Raw genomic sequence first — 22,735 nt, 5'->3', positions numbered from 1 at the left:
ATATCTGGTACAATAAGGTAATGGAATTGAGAGATACAATCATTTTTGTGACTAATATCCGCAAGATGTTATATAAACGGTTAGAAAAGGAAGGGGTAGACGCGTGGGAAAAGTATTGGATGTTAGAAACTTAACGGGTGGTTATCACGCCAGTAAACCGGTTCTTCATGATGTAAGTTTTGAAGTTCATCCAGGGGAAATTGTCGGCCTTATTGGTTTAAATGGTGCTGGTAAAAGTACGACAATTAAACATATTCTAGGATTGATGGAACCTATAAAAGGTAGTGTTACGATAGATGGACAATCGTTTATAGAAAAACCAAATGAATACCGGGCTTCTTTAGCGTACATACCAGAGATCCCAATCTTATATGAAGAATTAACGTTATGGGAACATTTAGAGCTTACGGCAATGGCTTATGGGGTGGATGAAAAAACATTGCAAGTAAGAGGGGAAGCCTTACTTAAAGAGTTTAAAATGGATAAAATGAAGCGTTGGTTTCCAAGTCACTTTTCTAAAGGTATGAAGCAAAAAGTAATGATTATGTGTGCTTTCCTAGTAAATCCTAGCGTCTATATTGTAGATGAACCTATTGTTGGTTTAGACCCCGTCGGTATTAAATCATTTTTAGACTTAACGGTTGAAATGAAAGAGAATGGGGCAAGTGTCCTTATGTCAACACATATTTTAGCAACAGCAGAGAAATACTGTGATCGGTTTATTATTCTTCACCGTGGAAGAGTTATTTTATATGGGACGTTGCAAGATTTACAAGCAGCATTAAACATGCCGAATGGAAGTCTCGATGACATTTATATTGAGGCGACAAAGGATGATAACCAATGAAAGATGTAGGGCAGTTATGGAGTAGTCGTTTAAAGAGTTACTGGGAGATCGCTATAAGATATTTGCGTCTGATTGGCAATAGTGGCTTCTTGTTCACGATCTACTTGTTAATTATTGTAGGTAGTTATTATTATCGACATTTTTTAGATTGGCTTCCTCAGACATTTCCTGCAGTGTTGTTCTTTGTTATCGTGAGTACGTTTTTATTAACGAGAGGGGCAGTAAGGACATTTGTAAAAGAAGGTGATTTAGTTTTTCTATTGCCTATGGAAGGCCGCTTACAGCCTTACTTTCGCTCTTCCATCATATATTCTAGTATTTTACAAAGCTTTGCGATGATCGTTATCTTCTTTATTTTAGCGCCAATATTTGCAGAAAGAATTAATAGTTCGTTTTCATACTTCTTAGTAGTATTAGTTATTTTAGCTGGAGCAAAAGTATGGAACTTGCTATGTCATTTTGAAGAACAGCGGCTAGCATCATCAAGAGAAAGAATTTATCATATCATGTTGCGTGTTGCGATGAATGCCAGCTTTTCGTTCTTCTTATTTATAGAGGATGGTTGGACCTTTCTGCTAGCAGTAGCGGTGATTATGTTAGGCGTATATTTGATTTATTATCGAAAGCTGCAAAAAAATCATAGTATAAAGTGGGAACAACTTCTTTCAATTGAAAATAAAATGTTAACTCTTTTTTTCCGAGTAGCCAATATGTTTACGGATGTTCCTAGTTTAAAAAGTTCGTTTAAGAAGAGACGATGGGCAAACGCGATTGTAACTAGAATTCCATACAAGCATAAGCATACGTTTGACTACTTATATACGAGAGCTTTTCTCCGTTCAAATGATTACTTTGGTATTTATATTCGGCTGATTATTGTGGGCACGGTTATCTTATTAGTGCTTCCTGATGGAATTATTCGGTATCTCTTGTATTTTGTATTTATTTACATGTCGGGACTGCAATTATCGACACTTTGGAAGCATTTCTATAAAGCAATCTGGGTTGACTTGTACCCTATAGACGCAAAAGATCGACAGCAGTCTTTTTTAAGATTAATATTTATTCTTCTATCGATTAAAGCAACGGTCCTTGTTGTATTATTAGTTATTTTTGCTGAGGGTACGATGGTGACACTTATCCTATTACCGCTTGGCGTTGCGTTCTCATATGCATATAGCTTTCATTGGATGCATAGAAAAGTGAGTGTAAGGTAATCATTGGGGGAGGTATAAATGGCAGTAGATGTTAGAGTGAAAGATGAGCTTCGCAGCTGGCAAAAAAAAATGGAAAAACGTCAATCCATGACAGGCCGTCTGGCGAAACGAATCCAAACTAAAATGAATCAAATCATTCCTGAGAAGGTTCATCACGTCGTAACGACTAGTATTAAAAAGATGGTCCATGCTACTTTAATCGGATCAGAATATACAACCTCGGTAAAACGAATAGATAATACAAGCTTTGAAGAACGAGAACGTCAAGTGGATGAAGCGATTAAAAAGTATAAAAAAACAGCTGCAGTAGAAGGTGCGGGTACTGGAGCTGGCGGTATCCTTTTAGGAATGGCTGATTTTCCGCTTTTGTTAGGAATCAAAATGAAATTCCTTTTTGAAACAGCAAGCTGCTATGGTTATGATGTAAATAATTTCAGGGAACGTTTATTTATTCTTTATTTATTTCAATTGGCTTTCTCAAGCGAGGAGAAACGTAAAGAAGTTTACGAAATCGTTTCTAACTGGGATGAGTATGTTCAAACGGTCCCAACTGAGGAAGAGTATTTAGAAAACATCAATTGGAAGGAATTCCAACTCGAATATCGTGACCACATCGACTTAGTAAAAATGCTTCAACTTATTCCTGGGTTTGGAGCCATTGTCGGTGCTGCGGCGAACTATCATTTTTTGGATGTTCTCGGTGAAACCGCCAAAAATGGGTATCGAATGAGATTATTGCAGTTATAAAGGTGGTAAATAAACATTTTATTAAGCAGTTCCACTTTTGTGGAAAACTTATAAAACAATATGAATTAGCATATCAATTTACATAGTAATTGGTATGCTATTTTTCGTTAGTACATCAATATATGTGATGAAGGACGAAGTAAGGCAGATAAGCAAGGGAAATGTCCTTCATAGAGCTGATGAAGGACAAAACAAGATCGAAAAGGAAGCGAAGTGTCCTTCATAGAGCTGATGAAGGACAAAGCAAGATCGAAAAGGAAGGAAAGTGTCCTTCATAGAGTTGATGAAGGACGAAGTAAGGCAGAAAAGCAAGGGAATGTCCTTCATAGAGCGGATGAAGGACAAAGCAAGACCGAAAAACAAGGGAATGTCCTTCATAGAGCTGATGAAGGACAAAGCAAGATCGAAAAGGAAGCAAAGTGTCCTTCATGAAGCTGATGTAGGACAAAGCAAGATTGAAAAGCAAGGGAAGTGTCCTTCATAGAGCTAATGAAGGACAAAGCAAGATCGAAAAGCAAGGAAAGTGTCCTTCATATTGTTCTCAAAAACTACTTAACGTTTTATTGTGCTTTTCTGTTTTTACTGCTCACCACATTGCATAAATTATAATCTGACAACAGAGTGAGTAAAGCGGACTCCACAGGCCCTTATTCCTGTCAAAAAGCCTTGCTTCTTTAATTTGAAGCAGTGAGAGGCCCTTATTTACTAGTTTTCTTAGTGTTATTAATAGATTTTGGGCAAATAAGGTCCTCTCAAGTCCGCAAAACCTTGAGAATGCCAGTTTTCATTAAAATAAGGGCCTCAGAGTTCCTTAATATTGAAACATGAGCAGCTTCACTACAGTTCAAGGTGTGGCATTATTGTATTTTATGAGATCTGGCCTCCATCCATTAGCGTTCGAATCCGCCTCACTCTTTCAATGTCTCTAGTTAGGTGCGGAGCTTTAGCCATGCTTCGTTCTGTCCGATAAATAGAATTTTATAGACACATGGGGGAAATCTGTAGGGAGGACACAACGAGAGCTTGTTGCCTACGCATAGGTAGGCAGGTATTAACCTTTGCTGCTATTCTAAAATTAAAAAGCGTTTCCACCTAAATAGTGAAAACGCTCAAGCTCAAATAATATGGACGGCTTTTTATACTGTTACTCTTATTCTTCTTTACCAAGATAATGTAACGTAACATGCCCTAACGTTTTAGCTGCAATTAGCATCGCTCTTTCATCAAAATCAAATTTTGGATGATGGTGGGGATAAGCGACGTTCCATTCTGGGTTTCTAGCACCTGTAAAGAAGAACGAACCTTTCACATGCTGCAGGTAGTAGGCAAAGTCTTCTCCACCCATTTGCGGTATCATGTTTTCTACCTCATAAACGCCAGGCACTTTATTAGCGACTGTTGCTACAACTTCAGTTTCGTCATCATGGTTCACAACTGCTGGGTACCCTCTAAAATAGTGATAAGTAGCAGAAGCATCAGCAGCTAGAGTCGTACCATCTATAATTCTTTTAATCTCTTGTTCCATTTTGGTACGGATGTCTTCATCAAATGTTCGTACGGTACCAATCAATTTTGCAGAGTCAGCGATAACATTAAACGCATTTTGGGCCTGAAACGAACCGATAGAAAGAACAGCTGCTTTTAATGGATCGACTCTTCTACTCACAAGTTGTTGTAAGTTGGTAACAAGTTGTGCACCAATGACCACTGCATCTTTTGTTAGATGAGGCATGGCACCGTGGCCGCCTTGGCCGTGAATTTCGACTTCAAAACGGTCAGCGGCGGCCATGATTGGACCTTTTCGATATTGGATTTTCCCTAATGGTTCAGTCGCCCATAGGTGAGTTCCAAATACATAATCTACACCTTCTAAACAACCGTCTTGGATCATCGCAATGGCCCCGCCTGGAGCATACTCTTCTGCATGTTGATGAATAAATACAATCGACCCTGACAAGTCTTCTTTCATACTGTTAAATACTTTCGCTAAACCGAGAAGGCTAGCGGTATGACCATCATGACCACACGCATGCATCGCGCCGTCTACTTTTGATTTGTAAGGAACATCTTTCTCGTCTTGGATCGGTAAACCGTCAAAATCAGCCCGCAGAGCAATCGTTTTTCCAGGTTTACTTCCGCGAAGAATGGCAACTACTCCTCGTTCTCCTACTCCTGTTTTAACTTCATGTCCAAGCTTTTTATGAAATTCAGCAATGTATGCTGGAGTTTTCTCTTCCTGAAATGAAAGCTCAGGATATTGATGCAGGTATCTTCTAATATCGACCATTTCTGAATAAATGGCGTCCAACCCTTTATTAAGTAGTTCTTTCATAACTATCACCCCAACACTAAGAAAATGGCTTTCTTAACATCATACTTCGAGGAGTGATTGAAATATTCCTCTAATTCTATTGTTTTAGAGGTTAAAGAGTTGGAAACGAGTTAAGTAAGCCGCAATGGCTGCAAATTTTCCGGTAAACAGTAAGATCCCAAGAATGATTAAAATATACCCACTTACTTTTTGGATCTTTGGAATGATACGGTTTAATTTTCGTAGTTTGTGAAGTGACCTCGACCATAATAACGCAACAAGAATAAATGGAACTCCAAGTCCCATGGAGTAAATGAATAGCATAAACATTCCTTTAAACATCGTTTCTGATTCCATCGCTAATAATAGAATTGACGATAGGACGAGTCCAATACACGGTGACCAGCCTGCACCAAAAAATAAGCCAAAAAATACAGAGTTTGCAAAGCTTGTTGATTTCTTCGGTGTATTTTTAAAACGTTTTTCGCTGAGAAGCATCGATATTGAAATAATCCCTGCCATTTGTAGCCCAAAAACAACAATGATAATTCCACCGATTTGTTGGATCAATAGCTGATTCTCAAGAAATACCCTTCCAATAAACGTAGAAGAGGCCCCGAGCATTACAAAAATAATAGTAAAACCAATAATAAATCCAATACTTCGTGAAAGGATTAAGGACCGATCTGCTTGTATTTGATTGTCACTTACTGAAGTTCCCGTTAGTTGTGCTAAATAAGCGGGCACTAATGGGAAGATACAAGGAGATAAAAATGAAATAACTCCTGCGAAGAAGGCTAACCATATTGTAATTTCTGTCATCATCTCACCTCGTTTAATATTTCCACTTTTTAGTTCGAACTCTTACTTTTAAGGAGTCTATGAAGTAGTCAGACAAGTATTCATGTAATACCGTCATTATAACTGATTTTCCTTAAAGGAAGAAAATGAATGGACGTTACAATTTCATGATACTTAAAAAATGTGTAGTATTTGTGAAGTTAGTCTGAAAAACAATCCGTCTCAAGGCTGATAGTAAAACCGTTCTCATGCTCGTTATCGTTGCTCTTTTGAATGTTTACAATAAAGGTAGCTTAAGACAAAGGAGGCGAGAAAATGAATTGGACTGGTAAAGCGATAGTAGGGATTATTCTTCTTTTTATTGGAGCAAATCTTTTCTTACAAACATTAGGGATTCAACTTGGGGGGTTAATTGGATTAGCGATATCGGTACTCCTCGTTATTTATGGGTATCGAAAAATGAAATCAGATCACGGATCTAATTTGCTCGGAATGGCCATTTTAATTTTTGGATTACTTCTTGCCATTGGTCACCTTCATATATTTGCGGGCATCTTCATTGCAGCAATAATCATTTATTTTGGTTATCGACTAGTGACAGGTGAGAAAACGAAAAGATTGGTTGACCAAGACCAAGAAGTAGCAGCAGCAACATCGGATGCAACGCAAAAGAGCAAAGATGCTTTCGATGATGAGTGGAATAAATTTTTAGAAAAAAACCATTTGAAATCTTAGGAGGAAATAATAATGATATTTAAACGAATACGCGATTTAACGGTAGCTACGATTCATGAAGGCCTAGATCAAATAGAAAATCCAGTCGTGATGTTGAACCAGTACTTACGTGACATGGAAAAAGAAATAGCCTCAGCAGAAAAAGCAATTACGAAGCAAATGACAATTAAAGCAAACTTCGAAAAGCAGAAAAATGAGGCTGTTGAATTGATGAAGAAACGCGGGCAACAAGCGGAACTAGCATTGAAAGCTGGAGAGGAAGAGCTAGCCAAGAAAGCCTTATTATCGAAAAAGCAATATGAAGAAAAAGTATCTTATTATGGGGACGTTTGTGTACAAAATGATGAGAAAATAGCTGAGTTAAAAGATCAGTTATATGAGATGAGAGAGAAGTATCAAGAAATGAAAGATAAAAAAGTTGTTTTAATCGCAAGAGCCAACGCTGCAAAGACAAAACAATCTATGGACCAAGCAATGAACCGCTTTGATCATGAAAAAGCTCAGGCAGGATTTGAACGCATGGAACAGAAAATCTTTGAAATGGAGACGACTATTAACCTAAACAGAAATAAACGAGATGTTCTATTAAGCAGTCAAACGAGTCAGATCGAATATAACGAGGAGGTCGAACAAGAATTAAATAAGTTGAAAGAAAAAATTCACTCTCAAACTACAACCTAAGGGTAACCTCCAGAGAAAATAAGGTAGGAGAAAAGGAAAATTCTCCTATCTTCATTTCTCATAGCTATAGTAAAATGAAGGAGACTTGAAAGAGAGGGTGAAGGTATGAAACGATCCTTAGGAGTATTGCTTATTTTTATCGGAATCATAATTGCATTCGGTACAATTATTCAACCCTTATTAAGCTCTAATCGAACAAGTACGGTCAGTGAACAAGGGATTCATATCAATGACTATGATAAACTCTCTATTACTACATCTGTGGCGGATCTGAAAATTCGTCAGTATCCGGGTGAAAAATTAATACTGGAAGTAAAAGGGAATTCTTCTGATTATCATATCCAATCAGAGGCGAGAAATTCGACTTTAGAAGTAGATATTAAAAGTAATAAAAGGTGGCAGTTCTTCAATGTTAGCAAGTCATCCGTCGATATCCTTATACCTGAACATTATACTAAGTCTGTGAGCATCCAGAATACAGTTGGAGATCTAAGGTTTCATTCACCGCTTACCTTGGCAGAGTTAGATATTAAAATGACAGCAGGTGATGTTAAAGGGTTAACAGGTTCTATTGATCACCTTACTTTTCAAGGTACGGCAGGTGATTTTCATGCTTATGATTTAAATTCAGTGAGTACTGAGATGAAAGGAACTGCAGGTGACTTTCGGATTGAGCGGTTTACAGGAGATTTAAAAGGGACAAATACAGCTGGAGATATTACAGTAGAATATGAACGAGAAAATGGTGACATTGAGCTGAAAACGACTGCAGGTGATGTCCGGATATCGATTCCTGAACCTTCTTTTGAACTTAATGCAAGCACGACATTAGGAGACGTTTCTATAAATATTCCGGTTATGCTGGAACAAAGCGGTAAGACGTATAAAGGTATTGTAAATCATGGTGAAAACAAAGTAAGAGTATCGACTACAATAGGCGATATTCGAATTGACTAAGTAACAAAACAAAGTAAGGCTTATAGGAAGGAGGAACGAAAAATGCACACGTCAAGAAATGTAATCATAGGTATTATTATCATACTCATTGGAATTAGTGCATTGTTGAACACGATAGGATTTAACTTTCATCTAGGATTGTTAATCGGTCCCCTTATTTTTTTTGTTATCGGTCTATTTTTTTATCGGAAAGGTCACAGATGGTTAAGTATTATCTTTTTATTAATTAGTTTAGTTACGTTCTTTGACAATGTAGTAGGCGTTAATATTACCGGTATAATTATTGCCGTTGTATTTATTTACTTTGGCTATAAGTTGTTAACCGGGCATGAAAAAACAAAAGACACTGAGTCCAATGACAATAATCTTGATAAAGAAATTGATGAACTTGTAAAGTCAGTTGATGAACTTGTAGAGGAAGTTTCCTTTACAAAAGAAAAACCAAAACTAGAGGAACCAGTAAAAAAAGTTCATACTACACCTTCATTTAGAAGTGCACTCATAGGAGATTTTCGATTATTATCAGACCGTTATGAACTGCAAGATATGAACATACGAAATGGAATTGGCGATATCAAAATCGACCTTTCAAAAGCGATTATTCCAGAAGGTGAAACGGTTATTGTTATACATGGTTGGATTGGAGATATCGATGTGTACGTCCCATATGACTTAGATCTCTCTGTACAAGCAATGGTTACGGTTGGTGACTTGGATATTTTAGATAGCAGACAAAGTGGCATTAATCGTAATATTGCGGTCGCGACTAAAGATTACAAACAAGCCCCTCGTCGCGTTAAGCTTGTGTTATCACTCCTCATTGGAGATATAGATGTGAGGTACGTGTAATGAAACGAGTTCTTCTGGTTAATATTCAATGGCAAATGGTTCGAAATTCAATTTGGATCAGCTTACTTACTGCGTTGTTTGCTGTATTTATTTTAACGTATGGAGAAGCAGAGGGGCTGGCTGTTCTCCTCCGCAAGAAGTTATTTGGAATTCCTTTGGTTCTGGTTATTCCAGTTATATCCATATTCATTGGCGGTGCTTTCGGATATATGGCTGGAGATAAGGTGAAAAAAAGGTTAGAAATCTTACAACAGGGGACATTGTCGCTAGAGCGTGGTAATTTCTCGTATCGCTTTCCCGATCTTGGTGCCGATGAAGTAGGATTGGTAGGAAAACAGCTCAATGAAATGGTTAAAAGAGTAGAAAGCCAGGTCATATCGTTACAAAAGTTATCAACAGAACGCGTAGAGTGGCAGGAGACGATTAAACAATCTGCGATAAACGAAGAAAGGCAACGTCTTGCTAGGGATTTGCATGACGCAGTTAGTCAACAACTATTTGCGATATCCATGATGACAGCAGCACTGCCACACACTTTAGACAAGGATTTAAAAAAAGCAACCCAACAAATTGAAATGGTTGAACAAATGGCATCGACTGCACAATCTGAAATGAGAGCACTACTCTTACATTTACGGCCTGCACATCTCGAAGGGAAGGATTTACAGGAAGGAATTCAAGAATTATTAGTTGAAATTAATTCGAAACATGGCCTGAAAATTGATGCGAAAATTGAAAGAACGAACCCTATACCAAAAGGGATAGAAGATCAACTGTTCCGAGTTGTACAAGAAGCGTTATCAAATATTTTGCGTCACGCGAAAGCAAGTCGAATTGAGTTTCAATTAAGACAAATACATGATCAACTTCGGTTAAAAATAATTGATAATGGAATTGGATTTGAATTTACTGATCAAAAAATGGGCTCGTACGGTTTACAGACGATGAAAGAGCGGGTGACTGAAATTGGAGGGACGTTAGAAATTATATCGATCCCTAATAAAGGAACCCAAGTTGAAGCAATGGTACCTCTCGTCCTACTTTAATAAAGGGGAATATATTATGTTTATCTAGATGCAGTTAGGGGTGAATGGATTTGATTAAAGTATTACTTGTTGATGATCATGAAATGGTTCGAATGGGGTTAAGTGCATACTTATCAACGGAAGAAGATATTGAGGTAGTAGGAGAAGCTTCTAATGGAAAAGAAGGTGTAACACTTGCTTTACAATTACAACCGGATGTTATCTTAATGGACTTAGTTATGGAGGTGATGGACGGAATTGAAGCAACAAAGCAAATTACAAGTCAATTCCCGAATGTGAAAGTGATCGTACTAACAAGCTTTGTGGATGATGAAAAAGTATATCCCGTTATCGAGGCGGGTGCGTTTAGTTACTTATTAAAAACGACAAGAGCACCTGAAATTGCACAAGCAATTAGAGCTGCATTTGAAGGCAAATCGGTTGTTGAGTCTCAAGTGACGAATAAAATGATGCAACGAATGCGAACCCAGCAAAAGAAATTGATGCATGAGGAATTAACACCAAGAGAATTAGATGTCCTAAAGCTCATCGGAATTGGTAAAACGAATCAAGAAATTGCTGATGAGTTATATATAGGAATTAAAACGGTAAAAACTCATGTAAGTAATATATTAGCGAAACTAAATGTTGACGACCGGACGCAAATCGCTATTTATGCACATCGTCATGGTCTAGTAAATTAAGAAACTGTCTACGTGTATTGTATACGCTTAGGCAGTTTTTTCTTTGGTCATATGTGGTTTCTATAATGTTGATTTCACGCTCTTTGTTTTAATTCATAGTCAAACTATATTATAATTACACTTAACCGGATTCGACAAAAGGTGATGATCATGACGAAAAAACGACTACTTCTTAGTTTTCTCGCTGTATTAGTAGCGATCGGATTAGGATTTATTATTTATTTTTCAATTATTTTAGCTGGGAATTATGTCATTGATGATAAAAAGCTAGTCATGCACAGCTCATCTTCATTAATAGACGAAGATGGGAATTTATTAACGAAATTATTTATAGAAAATCGTCAATTAGTTTCTATTCAAGAAGTACCTCAACATGTACAAGATGCGTTTGTGGCAATAGAAGATGCACGTTTCTATGACCACCAAGGCATTGATTTTCGAGCGATCACTAGAGCTTTGTATCGAGATATACTAGCAGGCGCTAAAGTTGAAGGTGGAAGTACGATTACACAACAACTTGCTAAAAACACTTTCCTCAGCCATGAAAAAACGTTCTGGCGGAAGACAAAAGAAGTTCTTATTGCGATGAACTTAGAACATAAATATAGTAAATCAGAAATTCTAGAATTTTATTTAAATCGCATCTACTTTGGACATGGAGCTTATGGGATTCAAGCAGCATCTAAACTATATTTCGATAAGGATGTAAGTGAATTGACGATCGAAGAAGGAGCTTTATTAGCAGCGCTTCCGAAAGCACCGAATGCTTTTTCGCCGATCACCTATCCTGAAAGAAGTAAACAAAGAAGAGATGTTGTCCTAAGTGTAATGGAACGAAGAGGCTATTTATCAGCAGAAGAAGCTGTTCGGCTGCAGGGAAAAACGGTTTCAGTGCAACGAAATACAGTTAGTAAAAAAGAAGAATACTTAACCTATATCGATATGGTTCTGGATGAAGCCGAACAACGATATCAAATCTCAAACGAAGAGTTATTAACGGGTGGATATACAATTGTTGTACCGATGAGAAAGGAACTGCAAGAAAGTGTTTATGAAAAGTTTCAGCAAAATGAATTTTTCCCTGGTCAAGATCCTAACGTCGAAAGTTCAATTGTTCTAATGGATGTTGAAACAGGTGGAGTTCTTGCGGTACAAGGTGGCAGAGAGTATGTAAGTAAAGGAATTAATCGAGTCAATGTAAGACGTCAGCCAGGGTCAGTCATTAAACCTTTAGCTATTTTTGGGCCAGCGATTGAAACAGGTCAATATCATCCATATTCGATGTTAAGTGATGAACTACTTGATTATGATGGATATGAACCGAGAAATTTCACGAATGAGTATAAAGGAGAAGTACCAATGGTCGATGCCCTAACACATTCATTAAATGCACCTGCGGTTTGGTTGTTTAATGAATTAGGAATCGATCGAGGAAAAACATATCTGGAGCAACTCGGTCTAGGTACTGAAGATGATGGATTGGCTCTAGCGTTAGGAGGTATGACAGAAGGATATACACCCCTTGAAATAACAAAAGCTTACCGTACACTAGCACATGAAGGAACGTACACGGACCATTATTTTATTAAAGAGTTGTATGATCGTAATGGAGAACTACTTGTAAACGTTGAAAATCGTGAACAACAAGTATTTTCTGAACAGACAGCGTGGTACTTAACGAGAATGCTTGAATTAGTAGTTAACGAAGGAACGGGTACTTCTGGAGTTACAAGTGAACCTTTAGCTGGGAAAACTGGGACAACTTCGTTTACGGCTGTAAGTGGTGGTACAAGAGATGCCTGGTTTGCAGGCTACACCCCAAAAGTAGTTGGATCCATTTGGATGGGGCATGACCGTACGACAGAAACATCCTATTTACAAGGCGGAAGCAGCTATCCTACAGCATTATTTAAAGAAATCTTGAATGAATTGCCCGATGATCTCAAAACTGCCCGTTTTGAAAAGTCAGTGGCAGTAAATGATCTTGAGCCGGCTATTCACCTTGAGAAAATTTCAGACCTTAAAGCTTCGTTAGTTTTTGGAGGGAGACGGGTTTTAAGTGTTAAGTTATCGTGGACACCTACAGCTGATGAACGAGTTCGCTATCACATTTATGAAGTCACGAATGAACAGGGTGCACAAAAAATAGGGTTCGTTGATGGGAGCGGTGAATATTTGGTAAGAAGTATTAACTTATTCCGATTGCACGAATATTTCGTTGTCCCATATGATTATTTAACAGACCGGGAGGGACCAGCATCTAATCTATCTTCTGTGTCAGGTCCATTTGGTTTTTAATACTAGCAGCCTAGTCCACTGGCACGATTTATTGTCCGTTTTGAATTTTTATTGTCCAAATTATGTCCAACTGATAGTGTTTCTATTAGACCAAGTAATGCTTCATTATGTCAAAAAAATTAAAATTCACTCATTAAATAAATTAACAAGGCCTGCTAGTAAGAGAGTCGTCATCTCTAGCTAACAGGCCTTTTCTTTATTACACTTTAAAGTTTGAGATTTTTTGTTCAAGTTCAGTCGCAATGATAGATAATTCTTCTGCTGATTGTGTTACGCTTTCCATGGTTGCTACTTGTTGCTCCATTGTAGCTGAGATACTGTCAGTGCTGTCATTAGCAATTGTAGAAATGTTTTGAATTTCATTTACAGTCGCTAAAATGTTTTGACTTAAGCTATTAACAGACATCACCATTTCGTTAATTTGACTTGATTGCGATAGTACTTGTTTTACTGATGTTAAAATTTCCTCAAAAGATAAGCCTGTTTCTTGTATGACTTGTTCACCATGTTTAATCATAGTTGTACTAGCATGTGACTTTTCAATGGAATATCCGACTTGTGTAGATATTCGGTTAATAATTTCAGAAATCGTATTTGCTGCTTTCTCACTTTGAGCAGAAAGTTTACGAATTTCATCTGCAACGACTGCGAAACCTTTTCCAGCTTCTCCAGCACGAGCTGCTTCGATATTTGCATTTAAGGATAACAAATTCGTTTGTGCGGAAATCTCCTGGATCATTTGCACGATATTTTGAATTTCCGTTGAATTTCTCCCTAATTCTTCAATGACAACAACATTCTCTTCATTTTGCTTGCGAATGTTTTCCATCGACAAGATCGAATCTTCGAGCTTGTCTTTTCCAACAGTTGCTTTTTCATTAGATGTTTGGACAGCGGATACGATCGTTTGTGTAGAGTCCTGTACTTGTTTCAAGCGCTCTTCCATCTCCTGAAAGATGGTTGCTGATTGATTGATCGATTGATTCAACTGAGTTTGTCCACTAGCCATTTCTTGTAATGAACCGGCCACTTCTTGCGACCCTGCATTCACTTCTTCTGATGAAGAAACGAGCTCATGGCTTGCGGCGGAAACATTTTGTGAAGTCGACGTAATATTAGCTACAAGATCACGCAAGTTGCGTGTCATTTCGTTTATTGCTGTTGCTAACATACCTAATTCATCTTTAGATCGAACTTTAATTTCTTCGGCTAAAAGATTTCCTTTACTTACTTCTGTTGCGACAGTTAACGTACTGTGAATTGATTGTTTAATAGATCGTGATAAAGCATAGAATATAATGCCACCAAGTACTGCTGATACGATAAATGAAATCACACTAATAATGACGGCTAAAGTAATCGCATTATTTAAATTAGTACTTGTCTCAATCATCCGGTTTTTTAAGATAGCATCTAATTCATTAACTGCATTGATTGTTTCATTCCGAATTAACGCAAGTTGCTGCATCGTTTGTGCATTGGTGCCCGTTAATCCTTCAAGGATCGCATCGACCCTACTGTCAAATTGGGAGTTATAAAGTAAAAGCGATTGATATAATTGCTGTTCGGCTTCAGTCACCATTACATCTTCAATAGTTTCTAATGTTTCATGAAGTTTATAATCATTTTGCCGATACATATTTTGATTAATAACCCCATGGTAGTCAACATCGGTTATAGCTATGTACTTATATTGAAATAAAGAGCCAATCTCTGATATCTGAACAGTTCTATCACTAATTAACTCCATGTCACTTCTATGTTCATCTACTACTTGATACTGATAAAAATTAAGAATAAATCCAATAAAGAATAAACCCAGAACGAATGCTAAACCACCTAAAAGTTTAAACTGAATACCGATGAAACGTTTCTTTCCTTTTTTTATCTTCTTTTTTCCTATAGACCTCATTTTCTCACCTTAGCCCCCTAATTCTAAAAGATGTCTTTGTGTTGATTGGCTCTCCGCAAGTAGCGTGCAGGTAAAGATAGTGCAAAAGCAACAATTTTACCAAAAAAGAACCGATTATTAAATATAAAGTACTATGTTCGCCAAAAATTTAAAATATTTGACAAAATATCTTAAAATAATTTTAACACATATTAGTACTATTTGAACATTTGAAATACAAGGAAAGTATAAAAAAATTAAAAAAGTGGTTTCAAAGTAAGGTAGTTGTGAAAAATATAGGTAAAATATCCTGTTAAAATTCAAATTTTTAAAAAGGCGAATGTCAATAAGTCCTAGATATTCATCAATTTTTTGACACTTTAAGAAGGAGTATATACATTGTAATTTGTGGGATTTATATTAAAAAGAGTATTTTATTTTACTGTTTAGAAATTCAGGAAAATAGTATCCTTTTAATAGTATCCTTTTAATAGATAGTTTTTCTTTTAGATTTGTTGCAGGACAATGTTAAGAGGATAAAAATGATTTTTTCCAAAGAATGATTTACAATAAACAGCGTATGATTTATTCGGAAGCAGAAAGGTGTGTAGGAATGACTACCCAATTTAATGATAACTTTTTACGAGCATGCAGAGGAGAAACAACAGATCACACTCCTGTTTGGTACATGAGGCAAGCAGGGCGATCGCAGCCAGAATATCGAAAAATAAAAGAAAAGTACTCACTATTTGAAATTACGCATCAACCTGAGCTTTGTGCTTACGTAACGAAGCTTCCAGTTGATCAATATAATAATGACGCAGCGATTTTATATAAGGACATTATGACACCACTTCCAGCAATAGGTGTTGATGTTGAAATTAAAGCAGGAATCGGGCCTGTTATTGATAATCCAATTCGCTCAAAAGCTGATGTTGAAAGGCTAGGAACGATTCATCCTGAAGATGATGTGCCTTATGTCTTAGAAACCATTAAGCTTTTAGAAGAACAACTAAATGTTCCTTTAATTGGCTTTGGCGGTGCACCATTTACGTTAGCCAGCTACATGATCGAAGGCGGACCTTCAAAGAACTATAACAAAACAAAAGCATTTATGTATGCGGAACCAGAAGCATGGCACCTATTAATGGACAAGCTTGGAGAAATGACGATTACATATGTAAAATCACAAATTAAAGCTGGAGCAAAAGCAATTCAAATATTTGATTCATGGGTTGGCGCATTAAATGTGGCTGATTATCGTTTATTTGTTAAACCTGTTATGAATCGTATTTTTGCCGAGTTAAGAAGTGAAGGGGTTCCATTAATTATGTTTGGTGTTGGGGCTAGCCATTTAGTCAATGAGTGGCATGATCTCCCACTAGATGTAGTTGGATTAGATTGGAGACTATCGATAGCAGAAGCACGAGAAAAAGGTGTGAACAAGCCTGTTCAAGGAAATTTAGACCCAGCTATTCTATTATCCCCATGGGAAGTCATTGAAGGAAAGGCAAAAGCTATTATTGATCAAGGGTTAGATCACGCTCCTGGCCATATCTTTAACTTAGGCCATGGTGTATTTCCTGAAGTGAATCCAGATACACTACGCAGACTTACTGCATTTGTACATGAATATAGCAGCACTAAATAAATAGCATTGGAGTGTTTGATGAATGTCTAAACGTAAAATCGGTCTTCTTGTTATGGCATATGGTACTCCTCGCAGTTTAGATGAGGTAGAACCATACTATACTCATATTCGCAGAGGAAGAAAGCCTTCTGAAGAAGCGTTAAATGAATTAACTGAACGTTATGAAGCAATTGGCGGTATCAGTCCTTTAGCGAAAATTACAGAAGCACAAGCGCAAGGTCTTGAAGATGAAATGAACAAGCGCTTCGATCACCTAGAGTTTAAAGCGTATTTAGGTTTAAAACATATTGACCCTTTCATTGAAGATGCGGTTCAGCAAATGAAAGAAGATGGAATAGAAGAAGCAATTAGTATCGTTCTTGCACCGCATTATTCAACGTTCAGTGTTAAATCATATAACGGTCGTGCGCATGAAGAGACAGAGAAGATCTCAGGTCCGGCTATTCACAGTATCGATAGTTGGTATAACGAGCCATTGTTTATTGAATATTGGGCGGATCAAATAAAACAAACGATGGCTACTATTGAGGATAAAGACTCTGCTGTTGTCATCTTCTCAGCGCATAGCCTGCCAGAAAAAATTCTTCAATATGGCGACCCATATCCTGATCAACTTCAAGAAACAGCTGACTTAATTGCAAGAGCGGCAAATATTAAAAACTACACGATCGGTTGGCAAAGTGAAGGAAATACACCTGATCCTTGGATTGGACCAGATGTTCAAGATTTAACTCGTGATCTTTTCGAAAAAGAAAAGTACCAGTCTTATGTCTATTGCCCAGTAGGGTTTGTCGCGGATCATCTTGAAGTTCTTTTTGATAATGACATTGAATGTAAAGTTGTAACTGATGAGCTCAATGTGAACTACTATCGACCGGAAATGCCAAATGCGAAGCCGGAATTTATCGACTGTCTAGCAAAAGTGGTGACAGATAAGCTCAAAGAGAAAGTACGTGACATCTAGTGGCAGATGAACGAAAAAAAAGAGTGGCTATCGTTGGAGGGGGAATTACAGGTTTAACCATTGCTTATTATCTACAAAAAGAAATAATGAGTAAAAGGTTAAACTTAGAATATAAGTTGTACGAGTCGAGTGAAAATTTGGGTGGAAAAATTCAAACCGACTATACAAACGGATTTGTTATTGAACGAGGCCCAGACTCATTTCTTGCCCGAAAGCAAAGTGCAGCTAAATTAGCAAGAGAAGTTGGACTAGAAAGTGAGCTTGTACATAACGATACAGGGCAGTCATTCGTTTTAAAAGGAGACCAACTCTATCCCATTCCGGGTGGTGCTATTATGGGAATACCAACCAAATTGGCGCCATTTGCAACGACAAAACTGTTTTCACCAATGGCCAAAATACGTGCTGCTGGAGATTTGTTTTTACCAAAAACGAGTCAACCTGATGAAGATCAATCACTCGGGCACTTCTTTAGAAAGCGGTTAGGTGATGAAGTTGTTGAAAATTTAATTGAGCCACTGTTGTCTGGCATTTATGCAGGAGACATTGACCAATTAAGTTTGATGGCCACTTTTCCACAGTTTCATCAGGTAGAACAAAAGCATCGCAGTCTTATTCTTGGAATGAGTAAGGTCATGCCAAAACCAGCCGAATCTTTACATCCAACCAAGTCTAGAGGAATGTTCATGTCCTTTAAAGGGGGCTTACAGTCGTTCGTTGACAGCATTGAAAATCATTTAGATGAAGACGCAGTAAAAAAGTCGGTGAGTGTTTATTCCATTAGTAAAGAAGGTGAGCAGTACAAGCTGACCTTTACAGATGGTCATGTTGAGACGTTTGACCGTGTCATTCTAACGACACCACATGAAGTTACTGCGGGTATATTAAGAGATTTTACACATATTACTCAACCTCTTAAAGAGATCCCATCAACTTCAGTTGCCACGGTTGCAATGGCTTTTCCGCTATCGAGTATAAAAGGTGATCTTGGGGGAACTGGGTTTGTTGTCGCCAAGAAAAGCGGTTATTCCATTACTGCATGTACGTGGACACATAAGAAGTGGAAACACTCTGCTCCAGAAGGTTATGCACTTCTTCGCTGCTATGTGGGTCGGTTTGGAAACGATGAAATTGTAAGTCAATCGGATGATGAGATCCTTTCAGCAGTAAAAAAGGATTTAAAAAAGATCATGAACATTGATGAACAACCAGAGTTCCACAGTATTACTCGTTGGAAAAAGGCAATGCCGCAGTATATTGTCGGGCACAAACAAAGAATTGAACAGTTAAAAACAATCTTAAAAAATGAGATGTCTGGTGTATATGTAGCCGGTGCAGCATACGAAGGACTTGGTCTACCAGACTGTATCGATCAAGGTGAAGCTGTAGTTCAGCATGTAGTTCAATCATTCGAAGAGTAATAACAGAACGAGATAATAAAGGGTCTACTTCAGAGGTGTAAATAAGCCAAGCAAAAACACATGCGATTTCATGTAGGAAATCACATGTGTTTTTTAATTCTGTAAAAAGTACTGTAACTTGATTGCTATTATTATAAAGCCAGTGAAGGACAAAGTTAAGCTGAAAAGCAAGGGAAGTGTCCTTCATAAAGCCGATGAAGGACAAAGCTGAGCTGAAAAGCAAGGGAAGTGTCCTTCATAAAGCCGATGAAGGACAAAGCTGAGCTGAAAAGCAAGGGAAGTGTCCTTCATAAAGCCGATGAAAGACAAAGTTAAGCTGAGAAGCTAAGGAAGTGTCCTTCATAAAGTTGATGAAGGACAAAACTAAATCATAATCCGTTGAAAAAGTCTTTCACTTGAACCAGAGCAGTTATTAGGTTAACGGGTGCTGGTTTAGTTGTACAAGAAAATAAAAAAATAAGAGCATGGAGATCAAACTCCATGCTCTTATTTAAAGAATATAATTTATGAGATTATTAATGTGAATTTACGATTTTGCACTTTCACAAGTAAAACAGCTTATAATGACTGTCTCATTTTTTATTACTTTAGCAACTCTTCAAGTTTAGAAGTATCTACAAAACCTGTTAAATCTGGATCGTCTTCAATAAAGTCTAATTGATAAGAAGCATCAGCCCATGCTTGGAGTGCTTCTGGGTGTGTGTCAGTTGTTACAACCATACGTTGCCATGCGTTTTCTAGTACACTTTCTGGTAAACGTTGCTGTGTTAAGTTATATAGCGAGTCATTGATTGTTTTTAACGTATCTTCAGTGTTTTCATGTGTGTAATCAACAGATTGAATGTGTCCTTTAAGCACAGCTTCAACAATCTCAGGTTGTTCTTCCATAAAACGCTTAGATGTAACTAGAACAACACTTGCTAACGTCTCACCAAGAAATACATCATTCCATTCTGAGACAACTTTTGCACCTAATTCTTCAACAAGGTACGTTCCCCATGGTTCTGGAGCAGCCGCAGCATCAATTTGTCCTTGTTCAAACATAGCAACCATGTTTGCTGGAGCGACACGAGATTGGTGCTCTACAGTACCACCTAGACGGTTGGATTGAAGTCCAAGGTCTTGCAACATAATTTCTAATTGAACGTTATGAGTACAACCATTTCCTGGCGTACAGAACGACTTCCCGTCGAAATCCTCAAGAGTTTCAATACCAGCATCTTCACGAGCAACAATTAATGTAGCACCATTAGCGGCTGCACTAATAACAACAACATCTCCACCACGTAAGAAGTAGTTAATCGCTGGACCTGGTCCAACATACCCGATATCTAACGTGCCAGCATCAAGCGCTTCGATAAAGTCATTTCCATTTGGAAAGTCTCTGAAGTTTGCTTCAACTTCTCCAAGTTCATCTTGGAAGAAGCCTTTCTCCATTCCTACAATACCTGCAGCGTGATCTAAGTTTGGAAAATATCCGATTGATACGCTGTCAGCTGAGCCGTCACCTGAAGTGTTACCAGCTCCACAAGCAGCAAGCATTCCAACTACTGCAATACTAGCAACTGTTTTTAAAAGCTTTTTCATTTTTTCTTCCCCCTATAAAATACTAATTATTTTTTGCTAATCCAAAGCGAGTAAGGACTCGTTTTTCAATTCGGTTGAAAATTAAATATTCTACAATTAATCCAATTAAAGAAATAATGACCATAATCGCAATAACCAAGTCCATATTAAACATATCTTTTGCGTTTAATAGTGTACGTCCCAGTCCGCCTGTACCAAGAAGTTCACCAGCCATCAACGCACGCCATCCGAATGCCCATGCAAGTCTGGCACCGGTTAAAGCTGAAGGAATAGAAGCTGGGATCATTACTTTCCAAACGAGTTCGGAGCGATTATAGCCCATTGTCCGTGCTGCACGAATAAGCAGCGGTTGAACATTTTTTATTCCCATTCGTACATTCATCGTCATTGCCCATGTTCCACCTAAAACAATAATAAAGATAATGGCAAGGTCACTTCCTGCAAAAATCATAAGCGCAATGGGTAACCATACAATACTAGGAACCGATTGAAGTGCAATAACAAGAGATCCTAATGTTTCATCAGCCAGTTTTGAACGTGCTAATAAAATACCTAATGATGCACCTATAATAACAGCAAGCACAAAACCAATCGCTATTCGCTGAATACTTGTTGTAAGAGCATGAAACAAAATACCAGTTTCAAAGAAACCACGATACAATTGTGTTAGCGTCCCGCCTGGTGATGGAAACATCATTACAGAGAAGAACTGATAACTAAGGTTCAGTCTATATGTGATCTCCCATATCGCGATGAGTGCCATAAAGAAGAGCAGCCTTCTTACTATTGTAGTCATCTCCCATTTCCTCCCTCATGACTTTTTCAATTTCACCAGCTAGATGTTCCATAATTTCTTCTTCTAGTTTAATAAATTCTGGACTAGCTTGTTTTCTAGGTCTTGGTATAGTAACGTCAAATGTTTTAATGATTCCACCGGGTCTAACACCCATTAAGACAATGCGATCAGATAAAAGAATGGCTTCACGAATGTTATGAGTAACAAACAAGATCGTTTTCTTTGTTTCTTCCCAAATGTATTGAACTTCTTTATGAAGCATAGATCTTGTCTGTTCATCTAAGGCACCAAAAGGTTCATCCATTAAAAGGATTTTCGGGTCCATTGCTAAAGCTCGGGCAATCGATACACGCTGCTTCATTCCTCCTGAAAGTTCATGAGGGTATGAATTGATAAATTTACTTAAATGAACGAGTTTTAAGTATTCAATTGCTTTTTGTTTTGCTTCATCTTTTTTCATTTTCTTTTTTAGCGCAAACATGACGTTTTCAAGTACAGATAACCAAGGCATTAGTGCGGCCTCTTGGAATACGACTCCACGGTCAGATCCTGGACTTGTAATGACTTGATTACTAACTTCTACCGTACCAGTTGTTGCTTGGTCCAATCCTGCAACAATATTTAATAATGTTGACTTTCCGCATCCAGAAGGACCTAGCAATGATACAAACTCTCCTGATCTTAATTCAAGATTAATATTTTCAAAGACTGTGTATGCTGTTTTATCATCTTTGTTATGGAATGTCTTGCCTACATTTTTAATTTGAACTTCAGCCATTGCACAGACCTCCTTTATATCCCTTAATTTTCTAATTTTTGATAAATCATATCTTTTTAGTCGGCTTTAATTATGTTGTTAGTATATGACGGAACTTTTTGTCTGTCAACAGTTATTTCCGTACATTTTTAGTCTAGTCGTTGTTGTTGATTCAATTGATGGTTTAATTCATATAACATGGCTTGGATTTGTTGTTCTGTTTGTAATATCTCCTGTTGAATTTGCGGAACTGCAGATTTTTCTTCCTCTTTTAATTGTTGCATTAAATCTTGGAGTTCATTTTCTGTTTCGTACATTAATTGTGGGTTCTGGTCTTTAGACTGTAATGCTTGTAAAGCGCGCTGCATAGCAAGTACCGATTGATGAACGACTTCGTTTTGTGGTTGTGTCACTACAAATCCTCCTATGTATATCTATACGATTTTTAAATTGGCTCTTCACAGCCTTTTTAATAGTATGGATTGGAAAATAAGGA

The 22,735-nt window shown here is 37.5% G+C and carries 21 protein-coding genes; 14 read left to right on the top strand and 7 right to left on the bottom strand.

The genetic code is table 11. The features are described from left to right. Positions 1-103 precede the first annotated feature (103 nt). The 4 genes from ACNSTQ_RS03735 (at position 104) to ACNSTQ_RS03720 (ending at position 3,243) form a co-directional block, all read left to right on the top strand. Positions 104-847, top strand: coding sequence for an ABC transporter ATP-binding protein (locus ACNSTQ_RS03735; RefSeq protein ID WP_418198504.1), 744 nt, complete (start codon positions 104-106; stop codon positions 845-847). Continuing rightward, the gene (locus ACNSTQ_RS03730; RefSeq protein WP_418198503.1) at positions 844-2,064 is read left to right on the top strand and encodes an ABC transporter permease; all 1,221 of its coding nucleotides are present in this window, start codon (positions 844-846) and stop codon (positions 2,062-2,064) included. The genes ACNSTQ_RS03735 and ACNSTQ_RS03730 overlap by 4 nt, the downstream gene beginning before the upstream one ends. Positions 2,065-2,082: 18 nt before the next feature. Then, the gene (locus tag ACNSTQ_RS03725) at positions 2,083-2,811 is read left to right on the top strand and encodes an EcsC family protein (protein WP_418198502.1); all 729 of its coding nucleotides are present in this window, start codon (positions 2,083-2,085) and stop codon (positions 2,809-2,811) included. Positions 2,812-3,024: 213 nt separating this feature from the next. Then, complete coding sequence (locus tag ACNSTQ_RS03720) at positions 3,025-3,243, top strand: hypothetical protein (RefSeq protein ID WP_418198501.1); 219 nt, start codon at positions 3,025-3,027, stop codon at positions 3,241-3,243. Positions 3,244-3,961: 718 nt separating this feature from the next. Here ACNSTQ_RS03720 and ACNSTQ_RS03715 read toward each other — a convergent pair. Beyond that, positions 3,962-5,143 carry a M20 family metallopeptidase gene (locus ACNSTQ_RS03715; RefSeq protein ID WP_418198500.1) on the bottom strand — a complete coding sequence of 394 codons (1,182 nt, stop codon included), beginning with the start codon at positions 5,141-5,143 and terminating at the stop codon, positions 3,962-3,964. Between the two features lie 84 nt (positions 5,144-5,227). Further along, positions 5,228-5,944, bottom strand: a complete 717-nt coding sequence (locus ACNSTQ_RS03710) for a cytochrome c biogenesis CcdA family protein (protein ID WP_418198499.1) — start codon at positions 5,942-5,944, stop codon at positions 5,228-5,230. A gap of 294 nt (positions 5,945-6,238) precedes the next feature. On the opposite strand from ACNSTQ_RS03710, the gene ACNSTQ_RS03705 reads away from it, so the two are divergent. The 7 genes from ACNSTQ_RS03705 (at position 6,239) to ACNSTQ_RS03675 (ending at position 13,172) form a co-directional block, all read left to right on the top strand. Next, positions 6,239-6,658 (top strand): LiaF transmembrane domain-containing protein, encoded by a 420-nt coding sequence (locus ACNSTQ_RS03705; RefSeq protein ID WP_418198498.1) that lies wholly within the window; start codon positions 6,239-6,241, stop codon positions 6,656-6,658. A gap of 12 nt (positions 6,659-6,670) precedes the next feature. Further along, the gene (locus ACNSTQ_RS03700) at positions 6,671-7,339 is read left to right on the top strand and encodes a PspA/IM30 family protein (protein ID WP_418198497.1); all 669 of its coding nucleotides are present in this window, start codon (positions 6,671-6,673) and stop codon (positions 7,337-7,339) included. 105 nt (positions 7,340-7,444) lie between these two features. Beyond that, positions 7,445-8,296, top strand: coding sequence for a DUF4097 family beta strand repeat-containing protein (locus ACNSTQ_RS03695; RefSeq protein WP_418198496.1), 852 nt, complete (start codon positions 7,445-7,447; stop codon positions 8,294-8,296). Positions 8,297-8,338: 42 nt separating this feature from the next. Next, entirely contained in the window at positions 8,339-9,145 is an 807-nt protein-coding gene (gene liaF / locus ACNSTQ_RS03690) for a cell wall-active antibiotics response protein LiaF (protein WP_418198495.1), read from the top strand. Next, positions 9,145-10,191, top strand: coding sequence for a histidine kinase (locus tag ACNSTQ_RS03685; RefSeq protein WP_418198494.1), 1,047 nt, complete (start codon positions 9,145-9,147; stop codon positions 10,189-10,191). Before liaF ends, ACNSTQ_RS03685 begins: the two co-directional genes overlap by 1 nt. Positions 10,192-10,241: 50 nt before the next feature. Continuing rightward, positions 10,242-10,874 carry a response regulator gene (locus ACNSTQ_RS03680; protein ID WP_418198493.1) on the top strand — a complete coding sequence of 211 codons (633 nt, stop codon included), beginning with the start codon at positions 10,242-10,244 and terminating at the stop codon, positions 10,872-10,874. 150 nt (positions 10,875-11,024) lie between these two features. Continuing rightward, positions 11,025-13,172, top strand: a complete 2,148-nt coding sequence (locus ACNSTQ_RS03675) for a transglycosylase domain-containing protein (protein ID WP_418198492.1) — start codon at positions 11,025-11,027, stop codon at positions 13,170-13,172. Between the two features lie 199 nt (positions 13,173-13,371). Here ACNSTQ_RS03675 and ACNSTQ_RS03670 read toward each other — a convergent pair whose 3' ends face one another. Next, a complete protein-coding gene (locus ACNSTQ_RS03670; protein WP_418198491.1) occupies positions 13,372-15,084 on the bottom strand; it encodes a methyl-accepting chemotaxis protein in 1,713 nt (570 codons plus the stop codon). Positions 15,085-15,676: 592 nt separating this feature from the next. Between ACNSTQ_RS03670 and hemE the strand changes: the two genes are divergently transcribed. From hemE to hemY, 3 genes are read left to right on the top strand one after another with little or no spacing between them, the layout of a single operon-like run. Further along, a complete protein-coding gene (hemE, locus tag ACNSTQ_RS03665) occupies positions 15,677-16,714 on the top strand; it encodes a uroporphyrinogen decarboxylase (protein ID WP_418198490.1) in 1,038 nt (345 codons plus the stop codon). 22 nt (positions 16,715-16,736) lie between these two features. Next, complete coding sequence (gene hemH / locus ACNSTQ_RS03660; protein ID WP_418198489.1) at positions 16,737-17,678, top strand: ferrochelatase; 942 nt, start codon at positions 16,737-16,739, stop codon at positions 17,676-17,678. Then, positions 17,678-19,099 carry a protoporphyrinogen oxidase gene (gene hemY / locus ACNSTQ_RS03655; protein ID WP_418198488.1) on the top strand — a complete coding sequence of 474 codons (1,422 nt, stop codon included), beginning with the start codon at positions 17,678-17,680 and terminating at the stop codon, positions 19,097-19,099. The genes hemH and hemY overlap by 1 nt, the downstream gene beginning before the upstream one ends. Positions 19,100-19,681: 582 nt before the next feature. On the opposite strand, the gene ACNSTQ_RS03650 is transcribed toward hemY, so the two are convergent. From ACNSTQ_RS03650 to ACNSTQ_RS03635, 4 genes are all read right to left on the bottom strand, one after another. Next, complete coding sequence (locus tag ACNSTQ_RS03650) at positions 19,682-20,686, bottom strand: aliphatic sulfonate ABC transporter substrate-binding protein (RefSeq protein WP_418198487.1); 1,005 nt, start codon at positions 20,684-20,686, stop codon at positions 19,682-19,684. Between the two features lie 22 nt (positions 20,687-20,708). After that, the gene (locus ACNSTQ_RS03645) at positions 20,709-21,482 is read right to left on the bottom strand and encodes an ABC transporter permease (RefSeq protein ID WP_418198486.1); all 774 of its coding nucleotides are present in this window, start codon (positions 21,480-21,482) and stop codon (positions 20,709-20,711) included. Beyond that, positions 21,415-22,260, bottom strand: a complete 846-nt coding sequence (locus ACNSTQ_RS03640; protein WP_418198485.1) for an ABC transporter ATP-binding protein — start codon at positions 22,258-22,260, stop codon at positions 21,415-21,417. The genes ACNSTQ_RS03645 and ACNSTQ_RS03640 overlap by 68 nt, the downstream gene beginning before the upstream one ends. Before the next feature lie 128 nt (positions 22,261-22,388). Continuing rightward, positions 22,389-22,652, bottom strand: a complete 264-nt coding sequence (locus tag ACNSTQ_RS03635; protein WP_418198484.1) for a hypothetical protein — start codon at positions 22,650-22,652, stop codon at positions 22,389-22,391. Positions 22,653-22,735 lie beyond the last annotated feature (83 nt).

This window comes from Alkalihalobacterium sp. APHAB7 (genome assembly GCF_048323755.1).
Lineage (GTDB): Bacteria > Bacillota > Bacilli > Bacillales > Bacillaceae_F > Alkalihalobacterium.
Note: the sequence above shows the minus strand (reverse complement) of the source record. Positions and strands in the feature narration are given on the sequence as shown.

Excerpts from the sequence above, each read along its gene's own strand:
- ACNSTQ_RS03730 (WP_418198503.1), top strand. The coding sequence starts at position 844 with ATGAAAGATGTAGGGCAGTTATGGAGTAGTCGTTTAAAGAGTTACTGG.
- ACNSTQ_RS03725 (WP_418198502.1), top strand. The coding sequence starts at position 2,083 with ATGGCAGTAGATGTTAGAGTGAAAGATGAGCTTCGCAGCTGGCAAAAA.
- ACNSTQ_RS03715 (WP_418198500.1), bottom strand. The coding sequence starts at position 5,143 with ATGAAAGAACTACTTAATAAAGGGTTGGACGCCATTTATTCAGAAATG.
- ACNSTQ_RS03710 (WP_418198499.1), bottom strand. The coding sequence starts at position 5,944 with ATGACAGAAATTACAATATGGTTAGCCTTCTTCGCAGGAGTTATTTCA.
- ACNSTQ_RS03705 (WP_418198498.1), top strand. The coding sequence starts at position 6,239 with ATGAATTGGACTGGTAAAGCGATAGTAGGGATTATTCTTCTTTTTATT.
- ACNSTQ_RS03700 (WP_418198497.1), top strand. The coding sequence starts at position 6,671 with ATGATATTTAAACGAATACGCGATTTAACGGTAGCTACGATTCATGAA.
- ACNSTQ_RS03695 (WP_418198496.1), top strand. The coding sequence starts at position 7,445 with ATGAAACGATCCTTAGGAGTATTGCTTATTTTTATCGGAATCATAATT.
- liaF (WP_418198495.1), top strand. The coding sequence starts at position 8,339 with ATGCACACGTCAAGAAATGTAATCATAGGTATTATTATCATACTCATT.
- ACNSTQ_RS03685 (WP_418198494.1), top strand. The coding sequence starts at position 9,145 with ATGAAACGAGTTCTTCTGGTTAATATTCAATGGCAAATGGTTCGAAAT.
- ACNSTQ_RS03675 (WP_418198492.1), top strand. The coding sequence starts at position 11,025 with ATGACGAAAAAACGACTACTTCTTAGTTTTCTCGCTGTATTAGTAGCG.
- ACNSTQ_RS03670 (WP_418198491.1), bottom strand. The coding sequence starts at position 15,084 with ATGAGGTCTATAGGAAAAAAGAAGATAAAAAAAGGAAAGAAACGTTTC.
- hemE (WP_418198490.1), top strand. The coding sequence starts at position 15,677 with ATGACTACCCAATTTAATGATAACTTTTTACGAGCATGCAGAGGAGAA.
- hemH (WP_418198489.1), top strand. The coding sequence starts at position 16,737 with ATGTCTAAACGTAAAATCGGTCTTCTTGTTATGGCATATGGTACTCCT.
- ACNSTQ_RS03650 (WP_418198487.1), bottom strand. The coding sequence starts at position 20,686 with ATGAAAAAGCTTTTAAAAACAGTTGCTAGTATTGCAGTAGTTGGAATG.
- ACNSTQ_RS03645 (WP_418198486.1), bottom strand. The coding sequence starts at position 21,482 with ATGACTACAATAGTAAGAAGGCTGCTCTTCTTTATGGCACTCATCGCG.
- ACNSTQ_RS03640 (WP_418198485.1), bottom strand. The coding sequence starts at position 22,260 with ATGGCTGAAGTTCAAATTAAAAATGTAGGCAAGACATTCCATAACAAA.